The organism is Streptomyces sp. NPDC028298, from assembly GCF_055565895.1.
Genome location: NZ_JBVHTL010000009.1, coordinates 270,841 through 294,313, shown reverse-complemented (window position 1 = coordinate 294,313; position 23,473 = coordinate 270,841). Strand labels below are relative to the sequence as shown.

Genomic DNA, 23,473 nt, shown 5'->3' with positions numbered 1-23,473 from the left:
AACGCTGACGAGCACCCGCGACCGCTGGCTTTTTGGGGGTCGCGGGTGCTCGAATCAAGGAGTGAACACTGAACGGCCCGGGGAGCCCGACGAACACGGGGAACGTGGCGAGGACCGGGAACCCGACGAGCAGATGGAACGTGACGAGCACGAGGCGTCCGGCGGGCGCGGCAGGCCCATCGGCCGCCGGGTGCTGCTCGGCACGCTCGGACTCGGCGCCCTCGGCGTCCTGACCGCCCCCGCGCTCCAGCGCGCCACGGACGCCTTCCTCGCCGGCGCCTCCCAGAAGGACCCCACCGGCCTGACCGGACTGCTGCCCAACGGCGGCGGCTTCCGCTACTACTCGGTGGCCGCCTCCGTCCCCCACAAGAACGAGACGAACTACCGCCTCACCGTCGACGGCCTGGTCGACCACCCCACCAGCTACACCCTCGCCGACCTGCGCGCCCTGCCCCAGACCCGGCTCGTCCACGACGTCCAGTGCGTCACCGGCTGGCGGGTCCCGAGCACCCCCTTCGAGGGCGTACGCCTGTCGGACCTCCTCGACGCCGCGGGAGTGCACCACACGGCCGGCGCCATCCGGTTCACCTGTTTCGACGGGACGTACACGGAGAGCCTCACCCTGCGCCAGGCCCGGCGCCCGGACGTCCTGGTGGCCCTGCGCATGCAGGACAAGCCCGTCGGCCACAACCACGGCGGTCCCGTCCGCCTCTACGTGGCCCCGATGTACTTCTACAAGTCCGCCAAGTGGCTCTCCGGCATCACCGTCACGAAGGACGTCCGCCCCGGGTACTGGGAGGACCGGGGATACGACGTCGACGCCTGGGTCGGCCGTTCGAACGGACGTGACGATGACCCCACGAGCTGACGAGTCCCCGGCCGTGGCCGCGCACTCCTCCCACGTACGCCGCTTCACCCGGGCCGAGCACTGGGTCCACCGCGTCACCGGCCTGCTGATGGGCCTGTGCGTGGCCACCGCAGCCTGCCTGTACATCCCCCAGTTCGCCGAACTCGTCGGCCGCCGCGAACTCGTCGTCCGGGTCCACGAGATCGCCGGTGTGATGCTCCCGCTGCCGGTCCTCGCCGGCCTCGCCTCGCGCGCCTTCCGCCGGGACCTGGGCTTCCTCAACCGCTTCGGCCCGCACGACCGGGTGTGGCTGCGGGCGGCCCTGCGCCGCGACAAGGACCCCGAATCCCGCCCGGCGGGCAAGTTCAACGCCGGCCAGAAGATCTACGCGGCCTGGATCGCGGGGGCCACGCTCGTGATGCTGGGCACCGGTCTGCTGATGTGGTTCACCCACCTCACCCCGCTGATGTGGCGTACGTCGGCGACCTTCGTCCACGACTGGCTGGCCCTCACCGTCGGCATCGTCCTCGCGGGCCACATCGGTATGGCGCTCGGCGACCCGGAGGCCCGGCGGGGTCTGCGCACGGGGTCGGTGAGCCGCCAGTGGGCGGACCGCGAACATCCGCTGTGGCGGCCCTGATCGTCCGCCGAAGCCGAACGGGCCGTGGGGAGAACCGAGTCCGGTTCTCCCCGCGGCCCGTTCGGCCCTTCCGCCCGGCCGTGACAGGAACGGCCCGGCGGAGACAGCCGTCTAGATCACGAGCGACAGCAGCAGCACCAGCGCTCCGGCCACCACCGAGATGATCGTCTCCATGACCGACCAGGTCTTGACGGTCTGGCCGACGTTCAGGCCGAAGTACTCCTTCACCAGCCAGAAGCCGGCGTCGTTGACATGGCTGAAGAACAGCGAGCCCGCGCCGATCGCGAGGACGAGCAGCGACGTGTGGGCGGTCGACATGTCGGCCGCGAGCGGCGCGACCAGACCGGCCGCCGAGATGGTGGCGACGGTCGCCGAACCGGTCGCGAGCCGGATCGCCACCGCGATCAGCCAGGCCAGCAGCAGCGCGGGGATCGACCAGTCCTTGGAGATCTCCAGGATCATCTGGCCCACACCGGAGTCGATCAGCGTCTGCTTGAATCCGCCGCCCGCGCCGACGATGAGCAGGATGCCGGCGATGGGCGCGAGGGACTTCTCGGTGGTCGCCGCGATGCGCTCCTTGGTGAAGCCCGCCGCCCGGCCCAGCGTGAACATGCCCACGATCACGGCCGCCAGCAGCGCGATCAGCGGCGCGCCGACCACGTCGAAGACACGCTGCGTCATGTCCGTCGGGTCGTCGACGACGATGTCCACCAGCGCCTTGGCCAGCATCAGGACCACCGGGAGCAGCATGGTGGCGAGGGTCGCTCCGAAGCTCGGACGCTTCTCCAGGTCCTCCGAGGCGCGCGCCGGGACCATGCGGTCCGGGGCCTGGACGTCGACCCAGCGGGCCGCGTACCGGGAGAACACCGGACCGGCGATGATCACCGTGGGGACGGCGACCAGGACGCCGAGGACGAGGGTGACGCCCAGGTTCGCCTTGACCGCGTCGATCGCGACCAGCGGACCGGGGTGCGGGGGGATCAGACCGTGCATCACCGACAGGCCCGCGAGCGCCGGGATACCGATGCGCATCAGCGAGTAGTTGCCGCGCTTGGCGACCATCAGGACCACCGGGATCAGCAGCACGATGCCGACCTCGAAGAACAGCGGAAGACCGACCACCGAGGCGATCAGCACCATCGCCCACGGCATGGCGCGCCCGCCGGCCTTGGCGAGGATCGTGTCGACGATCTGGTCGGCGCCGCCCGAGTCGGCGAGCAGTTTGCCGAGGATCGCGCCGAGGGCGATCAGGACACCCACACCGGCCACGGTCGAGCCGAGTCCGGTGGTGAAGCTGACGATGGCCTTGTCGAGCGGGGCGCCGGCGAACGCGCCGAGCGCCAGAGAGCCGATGGTCAGGGCGAGAAAGGCGTGCAGCTTGAACTTCGTGATGAGCAGGACGATGACGGCGATGCCCGCCAGCACGGCTATGCCCAGTTGAGCGTGGCCCGCCGAGGTGATCGGTTCGACGGCGTCCGCTGCCAGCATCTCGACACTGAGTCTGGTCACGGTTGATCCCTTGCTTGAGAAAAGGACGCGGGGGAGGGTCGTGCGCGCTGCCGCCCGGGCGACAGCGTTGTCACGGGTACGCGTACGAGTACGGGTACGGGTGGGAGGTACGGGGTACGGCGTCGGAGCCCCGGGCGTGCCGGGGCCGGGTGCCGGGACCGGGGTGCTACGGCACTGGGACCGGGGGTGCTACGGCCTGGGCGGTTCGAGGGCGCCGAGCGCCGACACGGCGCGCTCGGTGATCTCGGCGGGCTCGCCGGCGACGTCGACCTCGACGCCCGCCTCGTCCGCCGCCAGCGGCTGGAGCGTGGCGAACTGCGAGTCCAGGAGCGCGGTGGGCATGAAGTGCCCCGTGCGGTGCGACATCCGGTCCTCGATGAGCTCGCGGTCGCCGGTCAGATGCACGAAGACGACCCCGGGCGCGGCCGTGCGGAGCCGGTCCCGGTAGACGCGCTTGAGCGCCGAACTGCTGACCACACCGCCCAGCCCCGCCCGCTCGTGCGCCCAGCGCCCGATGGCGTCCAGCCACGGCCACCGGTCGTCGTCGGTCAGCGGAGTCCCGGCCGTCATCTTGGCGATGTTCGCCTGCGGGTGGAAGTCGTCGCCCTCGGCGTAGGGCACGCCGAGCCGGGCCGCGAGCAACGGGCCGATGGTGGTCTTCCCGGTGCCTGCCACGCCCATGACCACGACGACATGGGGGGTGGGACTGTGCTGCATCACGCTCTCGCTGTCTTCGTCGACATCTGATGTCGACGCCACTGAAACGCATTAGGTACGACGAATTCAAGAGTGTGTGACATATAAGTCTGACTTTTTGTTCGTGACGTATGCCTCGTACCCTGACCCCATGACCACACGGGGCCGGGGGCTGCACGGACACGTACTCGAAAGCCTCGGGCCGGCGATCACGGCGGGCGACTACCCACCGGGCAGCGTGCTACGCACCGACGAACTCGCCCAGCGCTTCGAGGTGTCCCGCTCCGTCATGCGCGAGGCGGTCCGCGTCCTGGAGTCGATGTACCTGGTCGAGTCCCGCCGCCGCGTGGGCGTGACGGTCCGCCCCAAGTCCGAGTGGAACGTCTACGACCCCCAGGTCATCCGCTGGCGGCTGGCCGGCGCCGACCGCCCCCACCAGCTCCGTTCCCTCACCGTCCTGCGCTCGGCGATCGAACCCGTCGCCGCGGGACTGGCCGCACGGCACGCCACACCCGAGCAGTGCGCGGAACTCACCGAGTGCGCGCTCGGCATGGTCGCCACCTCACGCGGGCACCAGCTCGATGGCTATCTCGTCCACGACGTCGCCTTCCACCGGGTGATCCTCAAGGCGTCCGGCAACGAGATGTTCGCCCGCCTCGGGGACGTCGTCGCGGAGGTCCTGTCCGGCCGCACCCATCACGACGTCATGTTCGAGGACCCCGACCCCGCCGCCGTCACCCTGCACGTCCAGCTCGCCGAGGCCGTCCGCGAGGGCGACGCCGCGCGCGCCGAGGAACTCACCCGGGAGATCACCGTCGGAGCGCTCCAGGAACTGGACGTCCTGGCCCCCTGACGGCCCGCCCGAGGTCAGTCGAGGAACTCCCCGTCCACGTACACCCAGGCCCCGTCCACCCGTTCGAAGCGGCTTCGCTCGTGCAGCGAACCGCCCCGGTAGGAAGCCCGGAAGGTCACGGTGCCCGTGGTGTGGAACGCCGATCCCTGACCCGTGTCCAGGATCTCCAGGCCGCTCCACCGCATCCCCGGGTCGAACTCCAACCGGGCCGGCCGCGTCCGGGGATGCCAGGTCCGCAGCAGGTACGCCTCGTCCTCCTTCACGAAGGCGCAGTAACGCGACCGCATGAGCGCCTCGGCACTCGGCGCCGCGGCCTCACCGCGATGGAAGCGCCCGCAACAGCGCGCGTACGGCTCAGGGAGCCCACAAGGGCAGGAACGGCTGGTCATCGCGTCATTCTCCCCGGACCCGGGCCGAATCCGCGCTCGGCGGGGGATAGGTGGGCGGATAGGCGGGCCGGGCCGGCATCCGCGGCGCCGCCTCCGGCAGCGACGGCAGGGGCGGCAGCGCCGTCTCGTACAGCCACGCCGTGAAGAGATCGTCCAGCGGCTCGGCCGCGAAGCGCGAGACGTGCGCGGTGAAGACGGACGTGGTGACCGTGCCGCCCCGGTGAAGCGTCGCCCAGCCGCGCAGCATGCGGAAGAACGTCTCGTCGCCCATCGCGCACCGGATCGCGTGCACCGTGAGCCCGCCGCGCTGGTAGAGCCGGTCGTCGAACATCAGCTTGCGGCCCGGGTCCGCCAGCAGCAGATCCTGCGGCAGCGCGGCCAGCTTCCGGTGCGCGGCGGCGGCGAGCTGGTGGGCCGGCCGCCCGCCGGAGCGCTCCGACCACAGCCACTCGGCGTACTTCGCGAGCCCCTCGTTGAGCCAGATGTGCCGCCAGTCCGCGATGGTCACACTGTTGCCGAACCACTGGTGCGCCAGCTCGTGCGCGATCAGCCGCTCCGAACCCCGCGCCCCGTCCACATGATTGGCGCCGAACAGCGAAAGACCCTGGGCCTCGACCGGGACGTCGAGCTCCTCCTCGGTCACCACCACCGCGTACTCGCCGAACGGATACGGCCCGAACAGGCTCTGGAACAGCTCCATCATCGCGGGCTGCCGGGCGAAGTCCCGGGAGAACTCGGGCAGAAGCTGCGCGGGCAGATGCCCGGACTGCGGCACGCCGGACAGACCCGGATCGCCGAGCAGCACCGTCTGGTACTTCCCGATCGACAGGCCCACCAGATAGCTGGAGGTCGGCGCCGGCTGCTCGTACACCCAGGTCGTCGTCGACGCCTTCGTCGTCCGCGTCAGCAGACGCCCGCCCGCCACCACCGCGTACGCGGACGGCGTGGTGACCGAGATCTGGTACGCGGCCTTGTCGGCCGGCCGGTCGTTGCACGGATACCAGGACGGCGAACCGACCGGCTGGCTCGCCACCAGCGCCCCGTCCTCCAGCTCCTCCCAGCCGATCCCGCCCCAGGGACTGTTCACCGGTTTGGGGTTGCCCGACCAGTGCACCTCGACGGTGAACGCGGCGCCGGCCCGCAGCGGCTTCGGCGGACGGATCCGCAGCCTGCCGCCCCGGTGCGTGTAGTGCGGGGCCTTGCCGTCGACACGGACCCGGCCGATCCGGAAGTCGGCCAGGTTGAGCTGGAACTCGGTCAGCGGGGAACGGCCCGCTATGGCGTTGATCCGCGCGGTGCCGGAGAGCCTGTTCGGGCCGGGGCGGTAGTCCAGCGCCAGCTCGTACCGGTGCACCCGGTAACGGGGGTCTCCGTTGGCCGGGAAATAGGGGTCCGGTCCCGCTGTCTGCTGAACGCTCACTGCTGCGACTGCTCCCTGCCCTGTGCTCGACTCTCCGCTGTACCGCCCTTCAGATCCGATCGGGTCGAGTCCGCTACGAGCGCCAGGCCTCGATCGGGTTGCCCAGCCAGCGGGTGTCGTCGGGAACGGACTCCGCCGCCATCACCAGCGACGCGGGACCCAGAGTGGAGCGGGCCCCGACGGTGCTGCCGGGCAGGACGATTCCGCCCGGACCCAGAGTGGCGCCCTCACGGAGGACCACAGTATCCGTCCGCAAGATCCGGTCGTGGAAGAGGTGGGTCTGCAGCACACAGCCCCGGTTGACCGTCGTCGCGTCCCCGAGCGTCACGAGATCCGACTCCGGCAGCCAGTAGCTCTCGATCCACGCACCCCGCCCGATCCGGGCGCCGAGTCCCCGCAGCCACGCGGTCATCAGCGGCGTACCGGGCACCGATCCGGCCAGCCACGGCACGGCGACGACCTCCACGAAGGTGTCCGCCAGCTCGTTGCGCCACACGAAACCGCTCCACAGCGGGTGCTCACCCGCACGATGCCGCCCCACCAGCAGCCACTTCGCCACGACGGAGACCAGACACGCGAGGACACCCACGGCGAGCAGCACCACACCCGCGAACGCCCACGCCCACGGCCCCAGCGCGCACAGCGCGGCGACCGTCAGCACGGCCAGCGCCGCCGAACAGAACACCGGCACCAGCCGGCACAGCTCCACCAGACCGCGCGCCCACAGCAGCCGCGCCGGCGGCTCGTACGTACGGCTCTGATCGCCGCCCTGCGCCGCACGCGGCAGCTTCATCGGCGGCAGCCCCAGATACGAGCTGCCCTTTTTCGCCTTCTTCGGCGTCGCCGACAGCACACCGACCAGACCGCCGTCCGGAACGCTGCGGCCCGGAGCGGTCATCCCGGAATTGCCGAGGAACGCCCGCCTCCCGATCTCGGCCCGCCCGATGCGCATGTAGCCGCCGCCGAGCTCGTACGGAGCCGTCAGCGTGTCGTCCGCCAGGAACGCGCCGTCCCCGACCGTCGTCAGACTCGGCAGCGCGAGCACCGTCGACACCTCGGCGCCCCGGCCGATCCGCATGCCGAGCAGCCGCAGCCACACCGGCGTGATCAGCCCGGCGTACAACGGGAACAGCGTCTCCCGGGAGCGGTCCATGAGCTGCGTGACCGTCCAGGCCTGCCAGCCGATCCGGCTGTGCGTCGGATGCGTGCCCTCGTGCAGCCCCAGACTCAGCAGCCGTACCGCGACCAGCAGCAGCAGCGCGTACGCGAGACCGAACGCCAGCGTCGCCGGAACCAGCGCGAGCCCCGCACCGCGCAGCGCCGCGCCGAGCCCCGCGTCCGCGCTCACGAACACCCGGGCCACGAGCAGCGCCGCCACGGCCGCCAGCACCGGCAGCGCGCTCAGCGCGAACCCGGTCGCGCCGTACATCATCCGCCAGGACGTGCCCCGCTGCGGCCGGTCCTTGGGCCACGCCCGCTTCGCCTTGCCGAGCTTGACCGCGGGAGCCCCCGCCCAGCGCTGCCCGGTCGGGATCTGGCCCGTCACGGCGGAACCCGGAGCCACCTCGGCCCGCTTGCCCACCCGGGACCCCGGGAACAGGATGCTGCGCGTCCCGACCACGGCACCGGCGCCCACCTTCACCGCACCGATCTCCAGCCGGTCACCGTCCAGCCAGTACCCGGACAGGTCCACCTCCGACTCGACGGCGGCACCCCGGCCCATCTTCAGCAGGCCGGTGACCGGCGGCAGCGAGTGCAGATCCACGTCCTGCCCGATCCTGGCGCCCAGCGCACGGGCGTACCGCTCCAGCCAGGACCCCGTCAGCGAGGTCGCACCGCTGAACGCGGCCAGCCGCTCGGCCGTCCACAACCGCAGATGGACACTCCCGCCGCGCGGATACCGGCCGGCCTTCACTCCGCGCAGCAGCAGCCGCGCACCGCCCGCGCCGACGGCGAGCCGTCCCGGCGGACTGTAGAGGACGAGTGCGCCGGCACCCACCAGCCACCACGAGGCGCCGGGCGCCCACGGATAGGGGCCGAACCAGTGCAGCACGTTGCCGAGCGCGGCCAGCGCCACCGTCCAGCGCAGCCCGAGCAGGCAGAACAGCGGCACCAGCACGAGCAACTGGACCAGCTTGGCGCGCACCGGGACCGGCGCGACCACCCGCTCCGCGCCGTCGTCCTGCCCCGATCTCTCCAGATGCCGGGCCAGCTTGCGCAGCACCGGCTGCTGATAGATGTCGAGCACGGCCACGTTCGGATAGCGGGCGCGCAGCCGCGTCGTGAGCAGGGCGGCCGCGAGACTGCTGCCGCCGATCGCGAAGAAGTCGTCTCCGGCCCCGCCGACCGGGATGCCGAGGACCTCGCTCCACTGCTCGGCGAGCCACGCCTCGGTGCCGTACAGCTCCTCCTTCGCGCCGCCGGCCTCCAGACCCTCCAGCGGCCAGGGCAGCGCGTTCCGGTCGACCTTGCCCGACGTCCGGGTCGGCAGGTCCTCCACCGGCGCGATCAGCGGAACCAGCGCGGCGGGCAGCTCGGCCCGCAGCTTCTCGACGGCGGCCGCGTGGTCCCAGCCCTCCTGGGTGACGACATAGCCGACGAGGAGCTGATTGCCGCCGCGCGCCGTGCGCACGGCCGCCGCGGCACCCGCGACACCGGGCAGCGCCTGGAGCGCCGCGTCCACCTCGCCGAGCTCGATCCGGCGCCCGCCGAGCTTGATCTGCTCGTCGGCCCGGCCGAGGAAGATCAGCCCCTCGGGCTCCGCCTTGACCAGGTCACCGCTGCGGTACGCCCGCTCCCAGCCCAGTGAGGCGAGCGGCGCGTACTTCTCGGCGTCCTTCTCCGGGTCCAGATAGCGGGCGAGTCCGACCCCGCCGATCACGAGCTGGCCACTGGCGCCCATCGGCACCGGCTCCCCGGCCTCGTCGACGACCGCGAGCTCCCAGCCGTTCAGCGGCAGCCCGATACGGATGGGCTCGTCGCCGGTCAGCAGCGCGGCACAGGCCACGACGGTCGCCTCGGTCGGCCCGTAGGTGTTCCACACCTCCCGGCCCTCGGTCACCAGGCGCTGGGTCAGCTCGGGCGGGCAGGCCTCGCCACCGAAGATCAGCAGCCGGACCTCGTTGAGGGTCTCGGGCTCCCACAGCGCGGCGAGGGTCGGCACGGTGGAGACGACGGTGATCTCCTGCTCGACCAGCCAGGGGCCGAGATCGGCGCCGCTGCGCACCTGGGAGCGCGGCACGGGCACCAGGCAGGCCCCGTAACGCCAGGCCAGCCACATCTCCTCGCAGGAGGCGTCGAAGGCCACGGACAGGCCCGCCATGACCCGGTCGCCGGGGCCGATGGGCTCCTCGGCCAGGAACAGATCGGCCTCCGCGTCGACGAAGGCGGCGGCGCTGCGGTGGCTCACGGCGACGCCCTTGGGCTTGCCGGTGGAACCCGAGGTGAAGATGATCCACGCGTCGTGCTCGACGCCGGGCCGCCCCGCGGGGACCTCGGAGCGCCCGTTGACGGTCAGCTCGTGCCCGGCGCCGACGACGGCGCGCACACCGGCCTCGCCGAAGACCAGCTCGGCCCGCTCGTCGGGGTCCTCGGCGTCGACGGGGACGTAGGCGGCCCCGGCGGTGAGGACGGCGAGGATCGCCACGTACAGCTCGTTCGTGCCGGACGGGACCCGTACGCCGACCCGGTCGCCGAGGCCGACCCCGGCCTCCGCGAGCCGCGACCGCAGCACGTCCACCTCGGCGGCCAGGGCGCGGTAGGTGAGGGCGCGCCGGCCGTCGTCGAGAGCGGGCTCGTCCGGGTACGCCCGTACGGCGGCGTCGAGGATGTCGACGAGCGTGCGGGGCGAGGCGGCAGAGGCGGCGGAGAAGCGGGCCTGGTCACCGAACTCCGCACGCACCTCGTCGTCGGACAACGCGAGTGCGGGGCCTTGCTGGAGGGCTGCCATCGGGTCCTCACGTGTTGTTCCCGGATACTCCGGGGAGCCGGTGGGCCCGCAGGTACGCCTGGGGATATTCCGGTCCAGCTCCGAACAAGCCTGCAATTTTAGTACGACGCTAGCTTCGGACCTGCGGATCAGCGATGCGAGACCCTCCCGAGCGGCCCTTCCGACCCCCTCCTCCAGCGCTGTGACGTGGGAATATGTCAGCGTGACGAGATCTGCCCCACATCTTTCCGTGACGCCGTGAACACAGTGAGCGAGGGCCCCGGAAGTGGTGATCGGGGCCCTCGCCCGCCGTGCCCGGTGACGCGGGGCGGCGCTGTTCCTCGGTGCGGTCGCGGAGGTCAGCCCGCGGCGCAGGAGACCGTCGGCCACGTCCACGTGCCGTTGGTCTGAACGGTGACGCCGAAGGTGTTGCCGCTGCCGTTGGGCTTGGCCGTCAGCACCTGGGCGCTGGGGTAGGTGGCCGTGGTGTTCCAGGTGGCGATGATCTTCTCGGGTGCGGGCACGTTCATCGTCACGGTCCAGTTGCTCGATCCGGTGACGGCGACGTTGAGGTTGTACCGGTCGCTCCACTGCTGTCCGGCGGACAGCGTCGCGGTGCACCCGCCGCCACCGCCGCCACCGCCTGTGCCGCCGCCGTCCGGTGCCACGGCGCGGCCGGTCGCCGGGGAGATCATCCCGGCGCACAGGCCGCGCGAGGCCAGTCCCTGGGCGATGCGCGGGATCGCGGCGATCGTGTTGGCCGGCCAGTCGTGCATGAGGATGATCTGGCCGCTGGTGAGCCGGCCCGCCGCCTGCACGATCGCGTCGGTGCTCGCGCCGTTCCAGTCCTGCGAGTCCACGTCCCAGATGATCTCGGTCAGGCCGTACTTGGCCTCGACCGACTTCACCGTCGCGTTGGTCTCCCCGTACGGCGGCCGGAACAGTTTCGGCGTCCCGCCGCCGGCGGCGGCGATGGCCTGCTGGGTCCGGGAGATCTCGGAGTCGATCTGAGCCTGGCTCTGCTGGACGAGATGTGGGTGGGTGTAGCTGTGGTTGCCCACCCACATGCCGGCGTCGACCTGGGCCCGTACCTGGGCCGGGCTGGACGCCGCGTACTGGCCCTCGTTGAACATCGTGGCCCGCAGGCCGTTCTGCTTGAGGGTGTTGAGCAGGGTCGAGGTGGTGCTCGACGGGCCGTCGTCGAAGGTGAGTCCGACGTACCCGTTGCAGGTGGCGGCCCGCGCCGGTCCGGTGTCGAGGGCGAGGGTGCCCGCGGCGGCCGTCGCCACGACGGCCAGTCCCGTGATCAGCGACCGCAACGGGCCGAGCCGTGCCGGTCTGGTGCGCGATCTCATGCGAAGTGCTCCTTCGGCCTGGTGGGGGCGGGGGGTCAGCTCGTGCTGCAGGAGACCGTGGGCCAGGTCCAGTTGCCGTTGGGCTGGATGGTGACGCCGAAGGTGTTGCCGCTGCCGTTGGGTTTGGCCGTCAGGACCTGGGCGCTGGGGTAACTGGCGCTGATGTTCCAGGTCGAGAGGATCTTCGCCGGGGACGGCACGTTCATCGTCACGGTCCAGTTGCTGGAGCCGGTGACGGCGACGTTGAGGTTGTAGCGGTCGTTCCACTGCTGGCCGGCGGACAGGGCCGCCGCGCACCCGCCGGAGCCGCCGCCCCCGCCTCCGGACCCGCCGCCCGATCCGGTGTCGCCCACCGTGATGTTGGAGTTGCCGCTGCTCTGATAGCCCTCGGTGGCGAGGATCATGTAGTAGTTGAAGCTGCCCAGGTTCATCCCGGCGCGGGCCCAGGCGTCGAAGTGGTTGCCGGTGGTGATGGTCCCGCCCGTGCGCTTCGACTGCCGGACGCTCCAGTACTGGTCGAAGGTGCGGGTGCCTTCGACGGAGGGCGCGTTGGTCCGCGTCGTCTTGTAGATGTCGTACGTGCCGCCGTCGGTGGTGACGGTGCCCTTGAACGTTCCCGTGGGCCGGTAGGTGCCCCAGTTGTCGACGATGTAGTACTCGACGAGCGGGTTGGACGTCCATCCGTAGAGCGACAGGTAGGCGTTGCCGGACGGGTTGAAGGTGCCCGAGTAGGTCACGGTCCTGCGTCCGCCGTTGCTCCAGCCCTTGCCGGCGACGAAGTTCCCGGTGTTGCTCCACGAGGTGCTGTAGTTGCCGCCGGAGCCCAGGTTCATGGACACCGTGCCGCTGCTGTCGGTCCAGAACGAGTAGTAGTACCCGTTGTTGGTGCCGGTCTGGTTCGACGTGACGACCGTGTCGGCCCGGGCGGTCCCGGGCAGGGTCATCGCGGCCACGGCGACCAGCAGCATGGTGCAGACACCGCTGATGAGCAGCCTGACGTTGCGGAACGTTCCCGGCCGACCGCTGCGGCGGCCCGGCGGATGTGCGGATGCGTCGGTCATGTGCGTGTTTCCTCCTCGTTCCCGTGAGGTGACGCGCTGCGAATCGCCCACAGTGTTGAACTGGCCCTGTCAAGTGTCAATACTTTCGACGTCCAATCCGAAACATTCGCTAGTGCTGGCAATGGCGAACGGCGGAGTTCTGGCAGCTCAAGTGGGTCGCCTGGACAGTTTCCGGATGGCGGATCTCGGAGGGCGGCGCTGGAGAGATCGGCGAATGCTTTCGACTTCTCGAAAGGTTTCGAAAGATTTCCCGATCGCGCTATCGGTCGGCGGACCATTCGGAAAGGGCTGGAGACGCGCCGTGCCGCGGTAAAGACTCCGGACATGCAAAAGACCCCACCGAAGTGGGGTCCTGCTGGTGTCCGAGGGGGGACTTGAACCCCCACGCCCGATAAAGGGCACTAGCACCTCAAGCTAGCGCGTCTGCCATTCCGCCACCCGGACAAGGTGTCTGTCGCGCGGGGTTTCCCTCGCGGCGACAGGTGAAACATTACCAGGCTTCCGAGGGTTCCCAGATCACCCCCCGTCCCGGCGTGACCCCCCGTCCCCGTGTGAGCGCCCCGTCCCGGCATGAACGCCGTGTGACGGGCCGGGGCCGCCCTTGGGCAGGAGGGCGGGTGGGAGAGAGGATGAGGGGGACCACCAGCGGCGACAGTGGGAGGAACCAGCGTGAGCGAGAGCGGCACGACCAGGAACGTCACGGGCGAGGACGAGGTCGTGGACCTCTGTCGTGAGCTGATCCGGATCGACACCAGCAACTACGGGGACCACTCAGGCCCGGGCGAGCGCGAGGCCGCGGAGTACGTCGCCGAGAAGCTCGCCGAGGTCGGCCTCGAACCGCAGATCTTCGAGTCGCACAAGGGCCGTGCCTCCACCGTGGCCCGTATCGAGGGCGAGGACCCCTCACGGCCCGCGCTCCTCATCCACGGCCACACCGACGTCGTCCCCGCCAACGCGTCGGACTGGACCCACCACCCCTTCTCGGGCGAGGTCGCCGACGGGATGGTCTGGGGCCGTGGCGCGGTCGACATGAAGGACATGGACGCCATGACGCTCGCCGTCGTACGGGAGCGGATGCGCACGGGCCGCAAGCCTCCGCGCGACATCGTCCTCGCCTTCCTCGCCGACGAGGAGGCCGGCGGTACGTTCGGCGCCCGGCACCTGGTGGACAAGCACCCGGACCTCTTCGAGGGCGTCACCGAGGCGATCGGCGAGGTGGGCGGATTCTCCTTCACGGTCAACGAGAAGCTGCGGCTGTACCTCGTCGAGACCGCGCAGAAGGGCATGCACTGGATGAAGCTGACCGTGGACGGCACCGCCGGGCACGGTTCGATGATCCACAAGGACAACGCGATCACGGAGCTGTCCGAGGCCGTCGGGCGGCTCGGCCGGCACAAGTTCCCGGTGCGGGTGACGAAGACCCTGCGGCACTTCCTCGACGAACTCGGCGACGCCCTGGGCACCGAGCTCGACCCCGAGAACATGGACGAGACGCTCGCCAAGCTCGGCGGCATCGCCAAGCTCATCGGCGCCTCGCTGCAGAACACCGCCAACCCGACCCAGTTGGGCGCCGGTTACAAGGTCAACGTGATTCCGGGGCAGGCCACCGCGCATGTCGACGGCCGCTATCTGCCGGGCTACGAGGAGGAGTTCCTCGCCGACCTCGACCGGATCCTCGGTCCCCGGGTCAAGCGCGAGGACGTCCACGCGGACAAGGCGCTGGAGACCGGCTTCGACGGCGCCCTCGTCGACGCCATGCAGACCGCGCTCTCGGCCGAGGACCCGATCGCGCGCGCCGTGCCCTACATGCTCTCGGCCGGCACCGACGCCAAGTCCTTCGCCGATCTCGGCATCCGCTGCTTCGGCTTCGCCCCGCTGAAGCTGCCCCCCGAGCTGGACTTCGCGGGCATGTTCCACGGGGTCGACGAGCGGGTCCCGGTGGACGCTCTCCAGTTCGGCGTGCGAGTGCTGGACCGATTCATCGACGCCTCCTGACGTGCCGCCGGCGGCACGTCCCGCCCGGGCGTCGGCGGGCTGACCTGCCGAACCGCCCGGGAGGTGCGGGGTGTTGACGCCGGCATTCGACCGCGCGTGCGGAGATCGCCCGGGACGAGTGAATGCGACCATAAGCCCATAGCTCTACTACTCCCTCCTCGTTACAGGTGTTGCGATCCGCTGCTTTGGACCGCATTTGCCTACCAGGAGGAATAATGATCAAGAAGATCGTCGCCGCCGCTGCTGCCACGGGTGGTCTGGTTCTCGCGGGTGCGGGTCTGGCCGTCGCCGACTCGGGTGCCCAGGGAGCCGCTGTGCAGTCCCCGGGCGTCGCCTCCGGCAACGTCATCCAGGTGCCCGTCCACGTTCCGGTGAACGTCTGCGGCAACACGGTCTCCGTGATCGGGCTGCTGAACCCGGCCTTCGGCAACACCTGCTTCAACCACTGACATCGCGCCTCATCCCATGAGGGGGATCCCATGGGTCACCTCATGAGGGTCACTTCGTGAAGGTCTGAGCCCGTCGGCCCCGGAGTGCGCGCCATGCGCTCCGGGGCCGACCGGCTTCCCCGCGTACGTCACTGGCGTGCGCGTGCTCTCGATGGTCCACGTCCCAAGGACTGTTGGTCCACGTCCCAGGACTGAAGGCAGGGATTTCAGCTATGCGACAGGTCACCCGCAAAGGCCTGATGACCGTGGCGGCGGCCGGTGGTGTCCTCGCGGTCACCAGCGTCTCCGCGCACGCCGACTCGGGCGCGTTCGGCGCCGCGTCGAACTCTCCCGGCGTGCTGTCGGGCAACACCGTGCAGGCGCCCGTGAACGTGCCGGTCAACGTCTGCGGCAACACGGTGAACGTGGTCGGGCTGCTCAACCCGGCGATGGGCAACACCTGTGTCAACCACGGCGGCGGAGGCGGTTCGTCCGCGGGCCGGGGGCATCAGGGCGGTCATGGTGGTCACGGCGGCGGCGCGCAGGCCCGCGGCGGCGCCGCCCACTCGCCGGGCGTGGGCTCCGGCAACCACGTCCAGGCGCCGGTCGACGTCCCCCTGAACCTCTGCGGCAACAGCGTGAACGTCATCGGGATCGGCAACGCGGCGGCGGGCGACAGTTGCGCGAACGGCGCGGGCACGGGCGGCCACCAGCCCGGCCACCCCGGCCATCCCGGTCATCCGGGTCAGCCCGGCCACCCCGGTCACCCGGGTCAGCCCGGTCATCCTGGCCACCCCGGACATCCGGGTCACCCGGGGCACCCTGGGCACGGCGGTGACTGTGAGCACCCAGGTCACCCGGGGCACCCCGGACACCCGGGCGAGCCCGGTCACCCCGGTCACCCTGGCGAGCCGGGCCATCCGGGTCAGCCGGGTCAGCCGGGTCAGCCGGGTCAGCCGGGTCAGCCGGGTCAGCCGGGTCAGCCGGGTCAGCCGGGTCAGCCCGGAACCCCGGGTCACCCCGGCAACCCCGGTACCCCTGGTCACCCGGGCAACCCCGGTGGCTCCGGTCACCCCGGCACCTCCACCCCGGGCGGTGGCAAGCACCGGGCCGGTGCCGTGCAGGTCGGTCAGACCGGCTCGGGGGCCGTCGTGCGGACGCCGGCCGTGGACGGAGGGGCCGAGCTGGCCCACACCGGCAGTGACCTGCCGGTCGGAGCTGCCGTACCCGCGGCAGCCGCCGCGCTGCTGGCCGGCGCCGTGCTCTACCGCCGGGCGCGTGCCGCTGCGTGACGCGGCGACGTCGCGCGGCCGGAGAGATCGAGCGGTAGCGCGGCCGGAGAAGTTGCGATGATCACAGCGGGGAGCGGGGAGCGGGGAGCGGGGAGCGGGCGTGATCTCACGCGCGCAGGACTGATCGCTGCGCGGCACGGCTGCGACCGAGGCGCCCCGGCCTTCCCGGTGACGTGAGTGACCGTGCGGGCCTCGCGATGGCGGGGCCCGCACCGGTTCAGCGGCCTTGTGTCACCACGTGGCGCGTACCTGGCGGATGATCCGGCGGCGCAACCGCACTCTGCGGCTGCCGTCACGGAGCAGGCTCAGGCGGTCCAACTCCCAGTGTCCGTACTCGGCATGGTCCGTCAGCAGACGTGTCGTCTCCTTGCGGGAGACCCCGCGAGGTACGTACACGTCGACAAATTCGTATTCCGGCATCGCATCTATTGTGCGGGCAGAGGCCCAGTACGGATAGCGTCTGCACTATGTCTGATGCTGTGCAGCCCACCGCTGCCGAGGTACGCGCCGCCGCAGAGGCTGTCAAGACCGCACTCGACCGCCACCTCGCGGCGGTCGAGCGCAGGACGGGCGATGACGACCCGGACGTCTACGAGGCTTTCAACGAGCTCGCCGCGGCGGCCGAGGAGTACGACGAGCTCCTCTACGACCGTTACGACGAGGTCACGCCCTTCGAGATCCCCGGCGGTGACGACACGCTGCCTCCCTACACGGGGCCCGAGGAGCCGAACGCGCTGAGCGTGGTGATCCGCCGGGACTACGCGGTGGTGGAGCCCCAGCGGCTGCTGGCGCAGGCCCAGCGGGTGGAGGCGGTGGAGGAGGACGGCGCCACCGCCGACGAGGGCTTCGACGCGGCGGCCGGCACCGTTCACGGTGCGTTGGGGGTCCTCTTCGGAGAGTTCGAGCCCGACGAGATCGCCAGCCGGCACAAGGAGTTCGGGCTGGAGGAGGGCGACTCCACGCTGTGGGTGACCGCCGCCGACGAACCGGCCGAGCCGGGTGAATGGCTGGAGACGCCCTTCGAGTCGATCGACCCGCAGCGGGTGGTCTGCCGCTTCGACGTCAGCTCGGTCTTCGACGAGGAGTCGGACGACGACGACCTGGACGACGACCTCGGCTCCGGCGCGGACATCGACTCCGAGGACCGCCTGGACGCGGATCGCTGACCCACCCCGGCACGCACGTGCCCCGCAAGTGGCGGCCACCGACCCTCGGTGGCCGCCACTCGCACGTTCGTGGCCGGACCGGCGCCCGACCGCGCGACTGCCCGGCTCTCGGCAGCCCGGTTCCGCGGCCGCGCCTGACGGCCGCCCGGGCCCAGGGGCGCCGGCCTCAGGACTGCCCGGGTCCCAGGGCAGCCCGGCTCCGCAGCCGCCCGGCCTCAAGTCGCCTGGCACCCGGTCGCCAGGCTTCAAGGCCGCTTGGGCCCGGTCGCTCGGCTTCAAGGTCGCTTGGGGCCCGCGGCCGCCCGGCGGCCCGACCAAGGCTGCCCGGCCCCACGGCTGCCGGCCGTGGCCCCCTGGACCTGCCCAAGGCGGCCCCGGCCCCCCGGCCCGGCCGGATCAGCCGCGCGATCAGGCCGACGTAGGCGTCTGCGCCTTCAGCAGGGCCTGAAGGCGGGTCGTGCGGGGCTTCTGGGGGACCTCGGCCACCGCGTGCGGCAGGGCCTGCTCGACTCCGTGCACGACGGAGAGGTGCCGCTCGGCCCGCCCGAAGGCCGTGTAGACCCAGGGCCGGGTCAGGGCCCCGGCGGCGTCACCGGGCAGCACCACGACGGCGGCCGGCCAGCGCAGCCCCACCGCCTGGTGCGCGGTGAGCGCCCAGCCGTGCCGCACGGTCTGCTCCACCCGGTCCTTCGGCACGACCACAGGGGTGCCCGAGCAGTCCAGGTGCAGTCCCTCGGCGTCGGCCCGCACCACCCGGCCCGGCAGTGAACGGCCCGGTGCGGGGGAGTGGACGATCCGGTCGCCCGGGTCGAACCCGCCGAAGCGGCCGGGACCGGGGTTCAGCCGCTCCTTGAGGGCGGTGTTCAGTGCGCGGGTGCCGACCGGGCCGCCGTGCCCCGGGGTGATGACCTGCGTCTGCTCGGCCGGCACGCCGATCGCACGCGGCACCGAGTCCGCGACGAGCTGAACCGTCCGGTGGACCGCCTCGCCCGCGTCACGCACCGGGACGATCACCACCTCCTTGCCGGGCGCCTCGACCTGGTTGAGCTCGCCGATGCCGATCCCGGATACCAGCTCGCCGATGGGCCCGGGATCGGGGGTCCGCGAGGCCACCTGCGGGCATGCCCGCGCGGCGATCAGGTCCGCGAAGACCCGGCCGGGGCCCGCCGACCACAGCACACCCGGATCACCGCTCAGCACGAGCCGCGCCCCGTCCGGCAGCGACTCCGCGAGCATGGCCGCCGTCTCGACGTCGAGCTGCGGCGCGTCCAGGACGACCAGGACGTCCAGGTCCAGGGCACCGTCCGCGTCCCGGCCCGGGCCCTCGGCGCCGGAGAGCAGCCCGGCGACCGTGGCGGCTCCGGTCGCCTCGCCGCCCGTGGGGCGGTCCGCGGCGCCGTCCGCCGGCTCGTGCCGGGCCAGTCGGGCGGCGAAGTCGTCGCGCCCGCCGGAGGTGTGTGCGGCGGCCCAGCCGCGCAGTCCGAGCGCGCGGGCCGCGTGCAGCAGCGCCGCGACCTCGGCCCGCGAGGCCTCGCCGCCGGTGTGCAGCACCAGGCCGTGGGCGCCGCCCGCGCGGATCAGCTCCCCCGCCGAGCGGGGTGCCGAGGCGGCCTCCCGCTCCCAGCCGGCGGCCGAACCGTCCTCCTTCGGCACCGAGTTCACCAGCCGGGCGAGTCCGTCGGCCAGGCTCTCCTCCGCGAGTGCGTACCGCTCCAGGCCGATCAGGATCCGCACCGGGCGCTCCTGCGGCTCCTCCGCGTCGTCGTCCGCGGCCGCCGCGGCCGGGGGAGCGGAGTCCAGCGCGTCCTGGAAGACCAGGGCCTCGCCCTCCGCGACGGCGCTCTGCACGGCCGTGTCCGGGTCGGGCACCGAGCGCTGGGAGAGCGCCGCGATCAGCGCCGGGGCGTCCAGAGCGGTGTGCCCGGCGACGGCGGCCTGCTCCAGCAGCCACACGGTCAGCGCCGTGCCACGGCGTTCGTCGTCCGGACCGCACTCGGCGCCGAGCAGCGCCCGCGCGAACCCGTCGGCCTGCTCGGGCCGCACCCCGGGCACCCGCAGCAACTGCCAGGGGTCCTCGCGGAGCCGGTCGTCCGCGCCCTCGCCCAGAACCGTGACGACCTGGGCCGCGAGCCCCTCGGGGGCGCCGGCCCCGGCCAGCACGGCACGGACGGCGGCGACGGCCTCCGGGGGCGCTCCCGGGGCCGGCGCGGTCGGCGCCGCGACCGGCTGCGGTCGCCGTACGGGCTCCGGGGCGGCCCGGCGCGGAGCGGGATCCGGCTCGCGGAAGGCGGTGGCCACGGGCTTCTCGCCGCTCTCCACGGCCCGTACCGCGGCGAGCAGGTCCGCGGCCGTGCCGCTGAGCTTGGTGCCGGCCTCGATGGGCGCCCGCTTCTCCGCCTTGCGCCGCTCGATCCGCTCCCGCTCCACCCGCTGGGCCGCGAGCTCCGCGGCCGCCTCGGACACCTGAGCGGCACCTTCGGCCGTCCCGGCCCCCTCGGCGCCCGTGCCCTCGCCTGTGTCCTCGCCTGTGCCCTCGCCCTCGCCCGTGCTCTCGTCGGCGGAGACGTCCCCGTCCCCGGAGGGCTCGGCCGCCCGGTCCACGCCCTCGCCCGTCGGCTCGGAGGCGCCGGCGGCCGACTCCGCGCCCGGCGTCCCCGGCTCCGCGTCCTGAGTGGTCTCGGGCTCCGTGCTCACAGCGTGCTCCAGTCGTGATCGGGATAGTGGTGCACCGGGGCCGACACGTCGTCGAGCGCCCGGCAGATCTCGTCAGGAAGACTAAGCGCCTCCACTGACAACGCGGCCGTGAGCTGCTGTGCGTTGCGCGCGCCGACGACGGGCGCGACGACCCCGGGCCGGTCGCGGACCCAGGCGAGCGCCACCTGCAGCGGGGTCACGGCGAGACCGTCCGCCGCGGTCGACACCGCCTCCACGACGCTGCTCGCCGTCTCGTCGAGATAGGGCGCCACGAAGGGCGCGAGGTGTTCGGACGCGCCCCGGGAGTCGGCCGGTGTCCCGGCCCGGTACTTGCCGGTGAGCACACCGCGCCCGAGCGGCGAGGAGGGCAGCAGGCCGATGCCCAGGTCGAGGGCGGCGGGCAGCACCTCACGCTCGATGCCGCGCTGCAGCAGGGAGTACTCCATCTGCGTACTGGCCAGCCGCGTGCGTATACCGGGTGCCGAGATCTGCCAGGTCGCGGCCTTGGCGAGCTGCCAGCCGCAGAAGTTGGACACGCCGGCGTAGCGCGCGCGGCCGCTGGCGACGGCCAGGTCGAGGGCCTGGAGGGTCTCGTCGAGCGGCGTGTGGGAGTCGTAGGCGTGCACGTGCCACACGTCCACGTAGTCGGTGCCCAGGCGGGCGAGCGAGGCGTCCAGGGCCGACAGGAGATGACTGCGCGAGCCGTCGAAGCGGCGGTCCGGCTCGCGCACGCTCCCCGCCTTCGTCGAGATGACCAGGTCACGGCGCGGGACGAGCCCTTCCATGAGCTGCCCGAGGAGATACTCCGCCTCCCCGTCGCCGTACACGTCCGCCGTGTCGACGAGGTTCCCGCCCGCTTCCCAGAACGTCTTCAAGAGGTCCGCGGCGTCATGCTCGTCGGTGTCCCGCCCCCACGTGAGGGTGCCGAGCCCGATCCGGGAAACACGCAGGCCGGTACGGCCGAGATGCCTCTGCTCCATGGACGCCGAGATTACTGTCCGGCACCGGCGGTGTGGGGGCCTGTGGACAACGGAAATCCGGCGGAAGGCCGCTCCCCGCCGGGGGCGCCCGCACGCTAGGGTCTCGGACACAAGGGACGTTACTGATCAGTAAGGGGATCGGCCATGCAGCTCGGCATCAATCTCGGCTACTGGGGCGCCGGAATGGACGCGGACAACCTCGCCGTCGCCCGGGAGGCCGACCGGCTCGGATACGCCGTCTGCTGGGCCGCCGAGGCCTACGGCTCCGACGCGGCCACCGTGCTGAGCTGGGTCGCCGCCCAGACCGAGCGGATCGACGTCGGTTCGGCCATCTTCCAGATCCCGGCGCGCCAGCCCGCGATGACCGCGATGACCGCCGCGACGCTGGACTCGCTGTCGGGCGGCCGCTTCCGCCTCGGCCTCGGCGTCTCGGGCCCGCAGGTCTCCGAGGGCTGGTACGGCGTCAAGTTCGACAAGCCGCTGGCCCGCACCCGCGAGTACGTGGAGATCGTGCGCAAGGCCATGACGCGCGAGCGGCTGTCGTACGAGGGCGAGCACTGGACCCTGCCGCTGCCCGGCGGCCCCGGCAAGCCGCTCAAGCTGACCGTGCACCCGGAGCGTGAGCACATCCCGCTGTACATCGCCGCGATCGGCCCGAAGAACCTGGAGCAGACCGGCGAGATCGCGGACGGCGCGCTGCTCATCTTCCCCTCGGCCGAGCACATCGAGGACACCGCGCTCACCTACCTGCGCGCGGGCCGCGAGAAGGCCGGGAAGACGCTGGAAGGGTTCGACGTCTGCCCGACCCTGCCGCTCGCCGTCGGCGCCGACAAGGACGTCCCCGCGCTCGCCGACATGTTCCGCCCGTACACCGCCCTGTACGTCGGCGGCATGGGAAGCCGCAAGCAGAACTTCTACAACCAGCTCGCGCAGCGCATGGGCTACGAGAAGGAAGCCGCCGAGATCCAGGACAAGTACCTGTCCGGCGACAAGGAGGCCGCCGCGGCCGCCGTCCCGCACGCCCTGATCGACCAGACGACCCTGCTCGGCTCGGTGGACCGCATCGCCGACCGCATGAAGGCGTACGCCGCCGTCGGTGTCACCACGCTCACGCTGGCCCCCGCGGGCTTCACGCTGGAGGACCGGCTCGCCTCGCTGCGGGCCGGCACCGAGGCCCTGGAGCGGGCCGGACTCGCGTAACCCCGGCTGAATCGCCGCCGGGAGGTTTCTGCGGCCGTGGTGGGGGCTCGGGGGTCTTCCCCGCCACGGCCGTCACGGAGAACAACGCGCCGACGGCCCCTTGGTTACGCGTGCGGGGCCGCCGCGCCGTCCATCGTTCGGCCGATTTGTCGGACACATCGGTTGCCGGGCCCCGGACGACCCATTTGACTCGTTTTCTGCACAACTCTGCAGAGAGGGTGTCAACCATGCTGTCCGCCAAGAGCCTGTTCCAGGAAATCCTCGACAACGACGAGTCGTACCGCCTCTTCTGCTCCATCGCCGCGAGCGGCGAGTCGCAGGGCGGCTGGGAGAACGCCCGGATCGCCGCGCTGGTCCCGCCGGGCGAACGCGCCCTCGCCCCCAAGATCGCCCGGCACGGCGCCGACGAGGACAAGCACGGACGGATCTTCAACGCCCTCCTGAAGAAGCGCGGCCTCGAACCCGTCGAGGTGCCGTCCGACACCGACTACACGATGCTCCTGGAACGCCACGGCATCGGCCTCGCGCACGACAAGCTCAAGGGGGACCAGCCCCTCACCGTGCAGGACATCGTCACCTATCTGGCCCACAGCCGGGTCACCGAGCAGCGCGCCTCCGAGCAGATGGACCTGCTGCGCAAGCACTTCGCCGACCACCCCGACATCGGCCGCGCGGTACGGATGATCTCGGCCGACGAGGACAACCACCTCGCCTACTGCCACGAGGAACTGCTGCGCTTCGCCTACGCGGGACACGGCCGCGCCATCCAGCGGGCCCTGCGCGAGTGCGCGCTCGCCGAGATCCGCATCTACCGGGACGTCAGCCTCGCCGTGATGGCCCACATGGGCCGCCTCCTCGGCTGGTCCCGGGCCAAGGCGGCCGTCCTCGCCGCGGGCATCCACGCCGTGTACGCCTACGAGCGCGCCGCGGGCTGGCGCCGGATGGTCACCCTGGAGATGCCCGAGCGGCGCGGCGCCCTGAACGGCCCCGCCACCCCGGCACCGGAATTCGCCTGAACCG

The 23,473-nt window shown here is 71.9% G+C and carries 19 protein-coding genes and 1 tRNA gene; 9 read left to right on the top strand and 11 right to left on the bottom strand.

Annotation, left to right across the window (positions count from 1 at the left end):
- Window positions 1-133 precede the first annotated feature (133 nt).
- Both ACZ4TO_RS34120 and ACZ4TO_RS34115 read left to right on the top strand, forming a co-directional pair.
- Window positions 134-868 (top strand): molybdopterin-dependent oxidoreductase, encoded by a 735-nt coding sequence (locus tag ACZ4TO_RS34120; RefSeq protein ID WP_382789617.1) that lies wholly within the window; start codon window positions 134-136, stop codon window positions 866-868.
- The gene (locus ACZ4TO_RS34115; RefSeq protein WP_382789285.1) at window positions 852-1,487 is read left to right on the top strand and encodes a cytochrome b/b6 domain-containing protein; all 636 of its coding nucleotides are present in this window, start codon (window positions 852-854) and stop codon (window positions 1,485-1,487) included. The genes ACZ4TO_RS34120 and ACZ4TO_RS34115 overlap by 17 nt, the downstream gene beginning before the upstream one ends.
- Before the next feature lie 111 nt (window positions 1,488-1,598).
- On the opposite strand, the gene ACZ4TO_RS34110 is transcribed toward ACZ4TO_RS34115, so the two are convergent.
- Both ACZ4TO_RS34110 and ACZ4TO_RS34105 read right to left on the bottom strand, forming a co-directional pair.
- A complete protein-coding gene (locus tag ACZ4TO_RS34110) occupies window positions 1,599-2,996 on the bottom strand; it encodes a GntT/GntP/DsdX family permease (protein WP_382789282.1) in 1,398 nt (465 codons plus the stop codon).
- A 189-nt stretch (window positions 2,997-3,185) separates the two neighbouring features.
- Window positions 3,186-3,713: a gluconokinase gene (locus tag ACZ4TO_RS34105; protein WP_468026234.1), complete on the bottom strand. Its 528-nt coding sequence runs from the start codon at window positions 3,711-3,713 to the stop codon at window positions 3,186-3,188.
- 130 nt (window positions 3,714-3,843) lie between these two features.
- On the opposite strand from ACZ4TO_RS34105, the gene ACZ4TO_RS34100 reads away from it, so the two are divergent.
- A complete protein-coding gene (locus tag ACZ4TO_RS34100; RefSeq protein ID WP_468026233.1) occupies window positions 3,844-4,545 on the top strand; it encodes a FadR/GntR family transcriptional regulator in 702 nt (233 codons plus the stop codon).
- Window positions 4,546-4,559: 14 nt separating this feature from the next.
- Here ACZ4TO_RS34100 and ACZ4TO_RS34095 read toward each other — a convergent pair whose 3' ends face one another.
- From ACZ4TO_RS34095 to ACZ4TO_RS34070, 6 genes are all read right to left on the bottom strand, one after another.
- Window positions 4,560-4,934: a YchJ family protein gene (locus tag ACZ4TO_RS34095; RefSeq protein ID WP_382789274.1), complete on the bottom strand. Its 375-nt coding sequence runs from the start codon at window positions 4,932-4,934 to the stop codon at window positions 4,560-4,562.
- Window positions 4,935-4,938: 4 nt separating this feature from the next.
- Window positions 4,939-6,354, bottom strand: a complete 1,416-nt coding sequence (locus ACZ4TO_RS34090) for a M1 family metallopeptidase (protein ID WP_468026232.1) — start codon at window positions 6,352-6,354, stop codon at window positions 4,939-4,941.
- A 73-nt stretch (window positions 6,355-6,427) separates the two neighbouring features.
- Entirely contained in the window at window positions 6,428-10,303 is a 3,876-nt protein-coding gene (locus ACZ4TO_RS34085) for a Pls/PosA family non-ribosomal peptide synthetase (protein WP_468026231.1), read from the bottom strand.
- A gap of 338 nt (window positions 10,304-10,641) precedes the next feature.
- Window positions 10,642-11,637, bottom strand: coding sequence for a polysaccharide deacetylase family protein (locus ACZ4TO_RS34080; RefSeq protein WP_468026230.1), 996 nt, complete (start codon window positions 11,635-11,637; stop codon window positions 10,642-10,644).
- A gap of 35 nt (window positions 11,638-11,672) precedes the next feature.
- The gene (locus tag ACZ4TO_RS34075; protein ID WP_468026229.1) at window positions 11,673-12,698 is read right to left on the bottom strand and encodes a glycoside hydrolase family 11 protein; all 1,026 of its coding nucleotides are present in this window, start codon (window positions 12,696-12,698) and stop codon (window positions 11,673-11,675) included.
- A gap of 356 nt (window positions 12,699-13,054) precedes the next feature.
- A tRNA-Leu gene (locus ACZ4TO_RS34070) sits at window positions 13,055-13,142 on the bottom strand.
- 225 nt (window positions 13,143-13,367) lie between these two features.
- Here ACZ4TO_RS34070 and ACZ4TO_RS34065 point away from each other — a divergent pair.
- The 3 genes from ACZ4TO_RS34065 to ACZ4TO_RS34055 all read left to right on the top strand — a co-directional run bounded on the left by ACZ4TO_RS34065 (window position 13,368) and on the right by ACZ4TO_RS34055 (window position 16,413).
- Entirely contained in the window at window positions 13,368-14,693 is a 1,326-nt protein-coding gene (locus ACZ4TO_RS34065) for a M20/M25/M40 family metallo-hydrolase (RefSeq protein ID WP_468026228.1), read from the top strand.
- Window positions 14,694-14,908: 215 nt separating this feature from the next.
- On the top strand, window positions 14,909-15,142 hold the full coding sequence (gene chpH / locus ACZ4TO_RS34060) for a chaplin ChpH (protein WP_359021972.1): 234 nt from the start codon (window positions 14,909-14,911) through the stop codon (window positions 15,140-15,142).
- A gap of 212 nt (window positions 15,143-15,354) precedes the next feature.
- Window positions 15,355-16,413, top strand: coding sequence for a chaplin (locus tag ACZ4TO_RS34055; RefSeq protein ID WP_468026227.1), 1,059 nt, complete (start codon window positions 15,355-15,357; stop codon window positions 16,411-16,413).
- Between the two features lie 231 nt (window positions 16,414-16,644).
- Here ACZ4TO_RS34055 and ACZ4TO_RS34050 read toward each other — a convergent pair whose 3' ends face one another.
- A complete protein-coding gene (locus tag ACZ4TO_RS34050; RefSeq protein ID WP_081223519.1) occupies window positions 16,645-16,833 on the bottom strand; it encodes a DUF5703 family protein in 189 nt (62 codons plus the stop codon).
- A 47-nt stretch (window positions 16,834-16,880) separates the two neighbouring features.
- On the opposite strand from ACZ4TO_RS34050, the gene ACZ4TO_RS34045 reads away from it, so the two are divergent.
- Complete coding sequence (locus tag ACZ4TO_RS34045; protein ID WP_385042575.1) at window positions 16,881-17,579, top strand: hypothetical protein; 699 nt, start codon at window positions 16,881-16,883, stop codon at window positions 17,577-17,579.
- Between the two features lie 408 nt (window positions 17,580-17,987).
- Here the strand turns inward: ACZ4TO_RS34045 and ACZ4TO_RS34040 are convergent, their stop codons facing one another.
- Window positions 17,988-20,273 carry a helix-hairpin-helix domain-containing protein gene (locus ACZ4TO_RS34040; RefSeq protein ID WP_468026226.1) on the bottom strand — a complete coding sequence of 762 codons (2,286 nt, stop codon included), beginning with the start codon at window positions 20,271-20,273 and terminating at the stop codon, window positions 17,988-17,990.
- The gene (locus tag ACZ4TO_RS34035) at window positions 20,270-21,253 is read right to left on the bottom strand and encodes an aldo/keto reductase (RefSeq protein ID WP_382789248.1); all 984 of its coding nucleotides are present in this window, start codon (window positions 21,251-21,253) and stop codon (window positions 20,270-20,272) included. Before ACZ4TO_RS34035 ends, ACZ4TO_RS34040 begins: the two co-directional genes overlap by 4 nt.
- Before the next feature lie 144 nt (window positions 21,254-21,397).
- Between ACZ4TO_RS34035 and ACZ4TO_RS34030 the strand changes: the two genes are divergently transcribed.
- Entirely contained in the window at window positions 21,398-22,453 is a 1,056-nt protein-coding gene (locus ACZ4TO_RS34030) for an LLM class F420-dependent oxidoreductase (RefSeq protein WP_382789246.1), read from the top strand.
- 227 nt (window positions 22,454-22,680) lie between these two features.
- Window positions 22,681-23,469 carry a ferritin-like domain-containing protein gene (locus tag ACZ4TO_RS34025; protein WP_382789243.1) on the top strand — a complete coding sequence of 263 codons (789 nt, stop codon included), beginning with the start codon at window positions 22,681-22,683 and terminating at the stop codon, window positions 23,467-23,469.
- The last annotated feature ends 4 nt before the right edge of the window (window positions 23,470-23,473 follow it).

What these genes read in the sequence shown, in the direction of transcription:
- ACZ4TO_RS34105 (WP_468026234.1), bottom strand. Translation starts at nt 3,713, where the DNA reads ATGCAGCACAGTCCCACCCCCCATGTCGTCGTGGTCATGGGCGTGGCA.
- ACZ4TO_RS34075 (WP_468026229.1), bottom strand. Translation starts at nt 12,698, where the DNA reads ATGACCGACGCATCCGCACATCCGCCGGGCCGCCGCAGCGGTCGGCCG.
- ACZ4TO_RS34095 (WP_382789274.1), bottom strand. Translation starts at nt 4,934, where the DNA reads ATGACCAGCCGTTCCTGCCCTTGTGGGCTCCCTGAGCCGTACGCGCGC.
- ACZ4TO_RS34045 (WP_385042575.1), top strand. Translation starts at nt 16,881, where the DNA reads ATGTCTGATGCTGTGCAGCCCACCGCTGCCGAGGTACGCGCCGCCGCA.
- ACZ4TO_RS34035 (WP_382789248.1), bottom strand. Translation starts at nt 21,253, where the DNA reads ATGGAGCAGAGGCATCTCGGCCGTACCGGCCTGCGTGTTTCCCGGATC.
- ACZ4TO_RS34050 (WP_081223519.1), bottom strand. Translation starts at nt 16,833, where the DNA reads ATGCCGGAATACGAATTTGTCGACGTGTACGTACCTCGCGGGGTCTCC.
- ACZ4TO_RS34055 (WP_468026227.1), top strand. Translation starts at nt 15,355, where the DNA reads ATGCGACAGGTCACCCGCAAAGGCCTGATGACCGTGGCGGCGGCCGGT.
- ACZ4TO_RS34115 (WP_382789285.1), top strand. Translation starts at nt 852, where the DNA reads ATGACCCCACGAGCTGACGAGTCCCCGGCCGTGGCCGCGCACTCCTCC.
- ACZ4TO_RS34030 (WP_382789246.1), top strand. Translation starts at nt 21,398, where the DNA reads ATGCAGCTCGGCATCAATCTCGGCTACTGGGGCGCCGGAATGGACGCG.
- ACZ4TO_RS34120 (WP_382789617.1), top strand. Translation starts at nt 134, where the DNA reads ATGGAACGTGACGAGCACGAGGCGTCCGGCGGGCGCGGCAGGCCCATC.
- ACZ4TO_RS34025 (WP_382789243.1), top strand. Translation starts at nt 22,681, where the DNA reads ATGCTGTCCGCCAAGAGCCTGTTCCAGGAAATCCTCGACAACGACGAG.
- ACZ4TO_RS34100 (WP_468026233.1), top strand. Translation starts at nt 3,844, where the DNA reads ATGACCACACGGGGCCGGGGGCTGCACGGACACGTACTCGAAAGCCTC.
- chpH (WP_359021972.1), top strand. Translation starts at nt 14,909, where the DNA reads ATGATCAAGAAGATCGTCGCCGCCGCTGCTGCCACGGGTGGTCTGGTT.
- ACZ4TO_RS34080 (WP_468026230.1), bottom strand. Translation starts at nt 11,637, where the DNA reads ATGAGATCGCGCACCAGACCGGCACGGCTCGGCCCGTTGCGGTCGCTG.
- ACZ4TO_RS34085 (WP_468026231.1), bottom strand. Translation starts at nt 10,303, where the DNA reads ATGGCAGCCCTCCAGCAAGGCCCCGCACTCGCGTTGTCCGACGACGAG.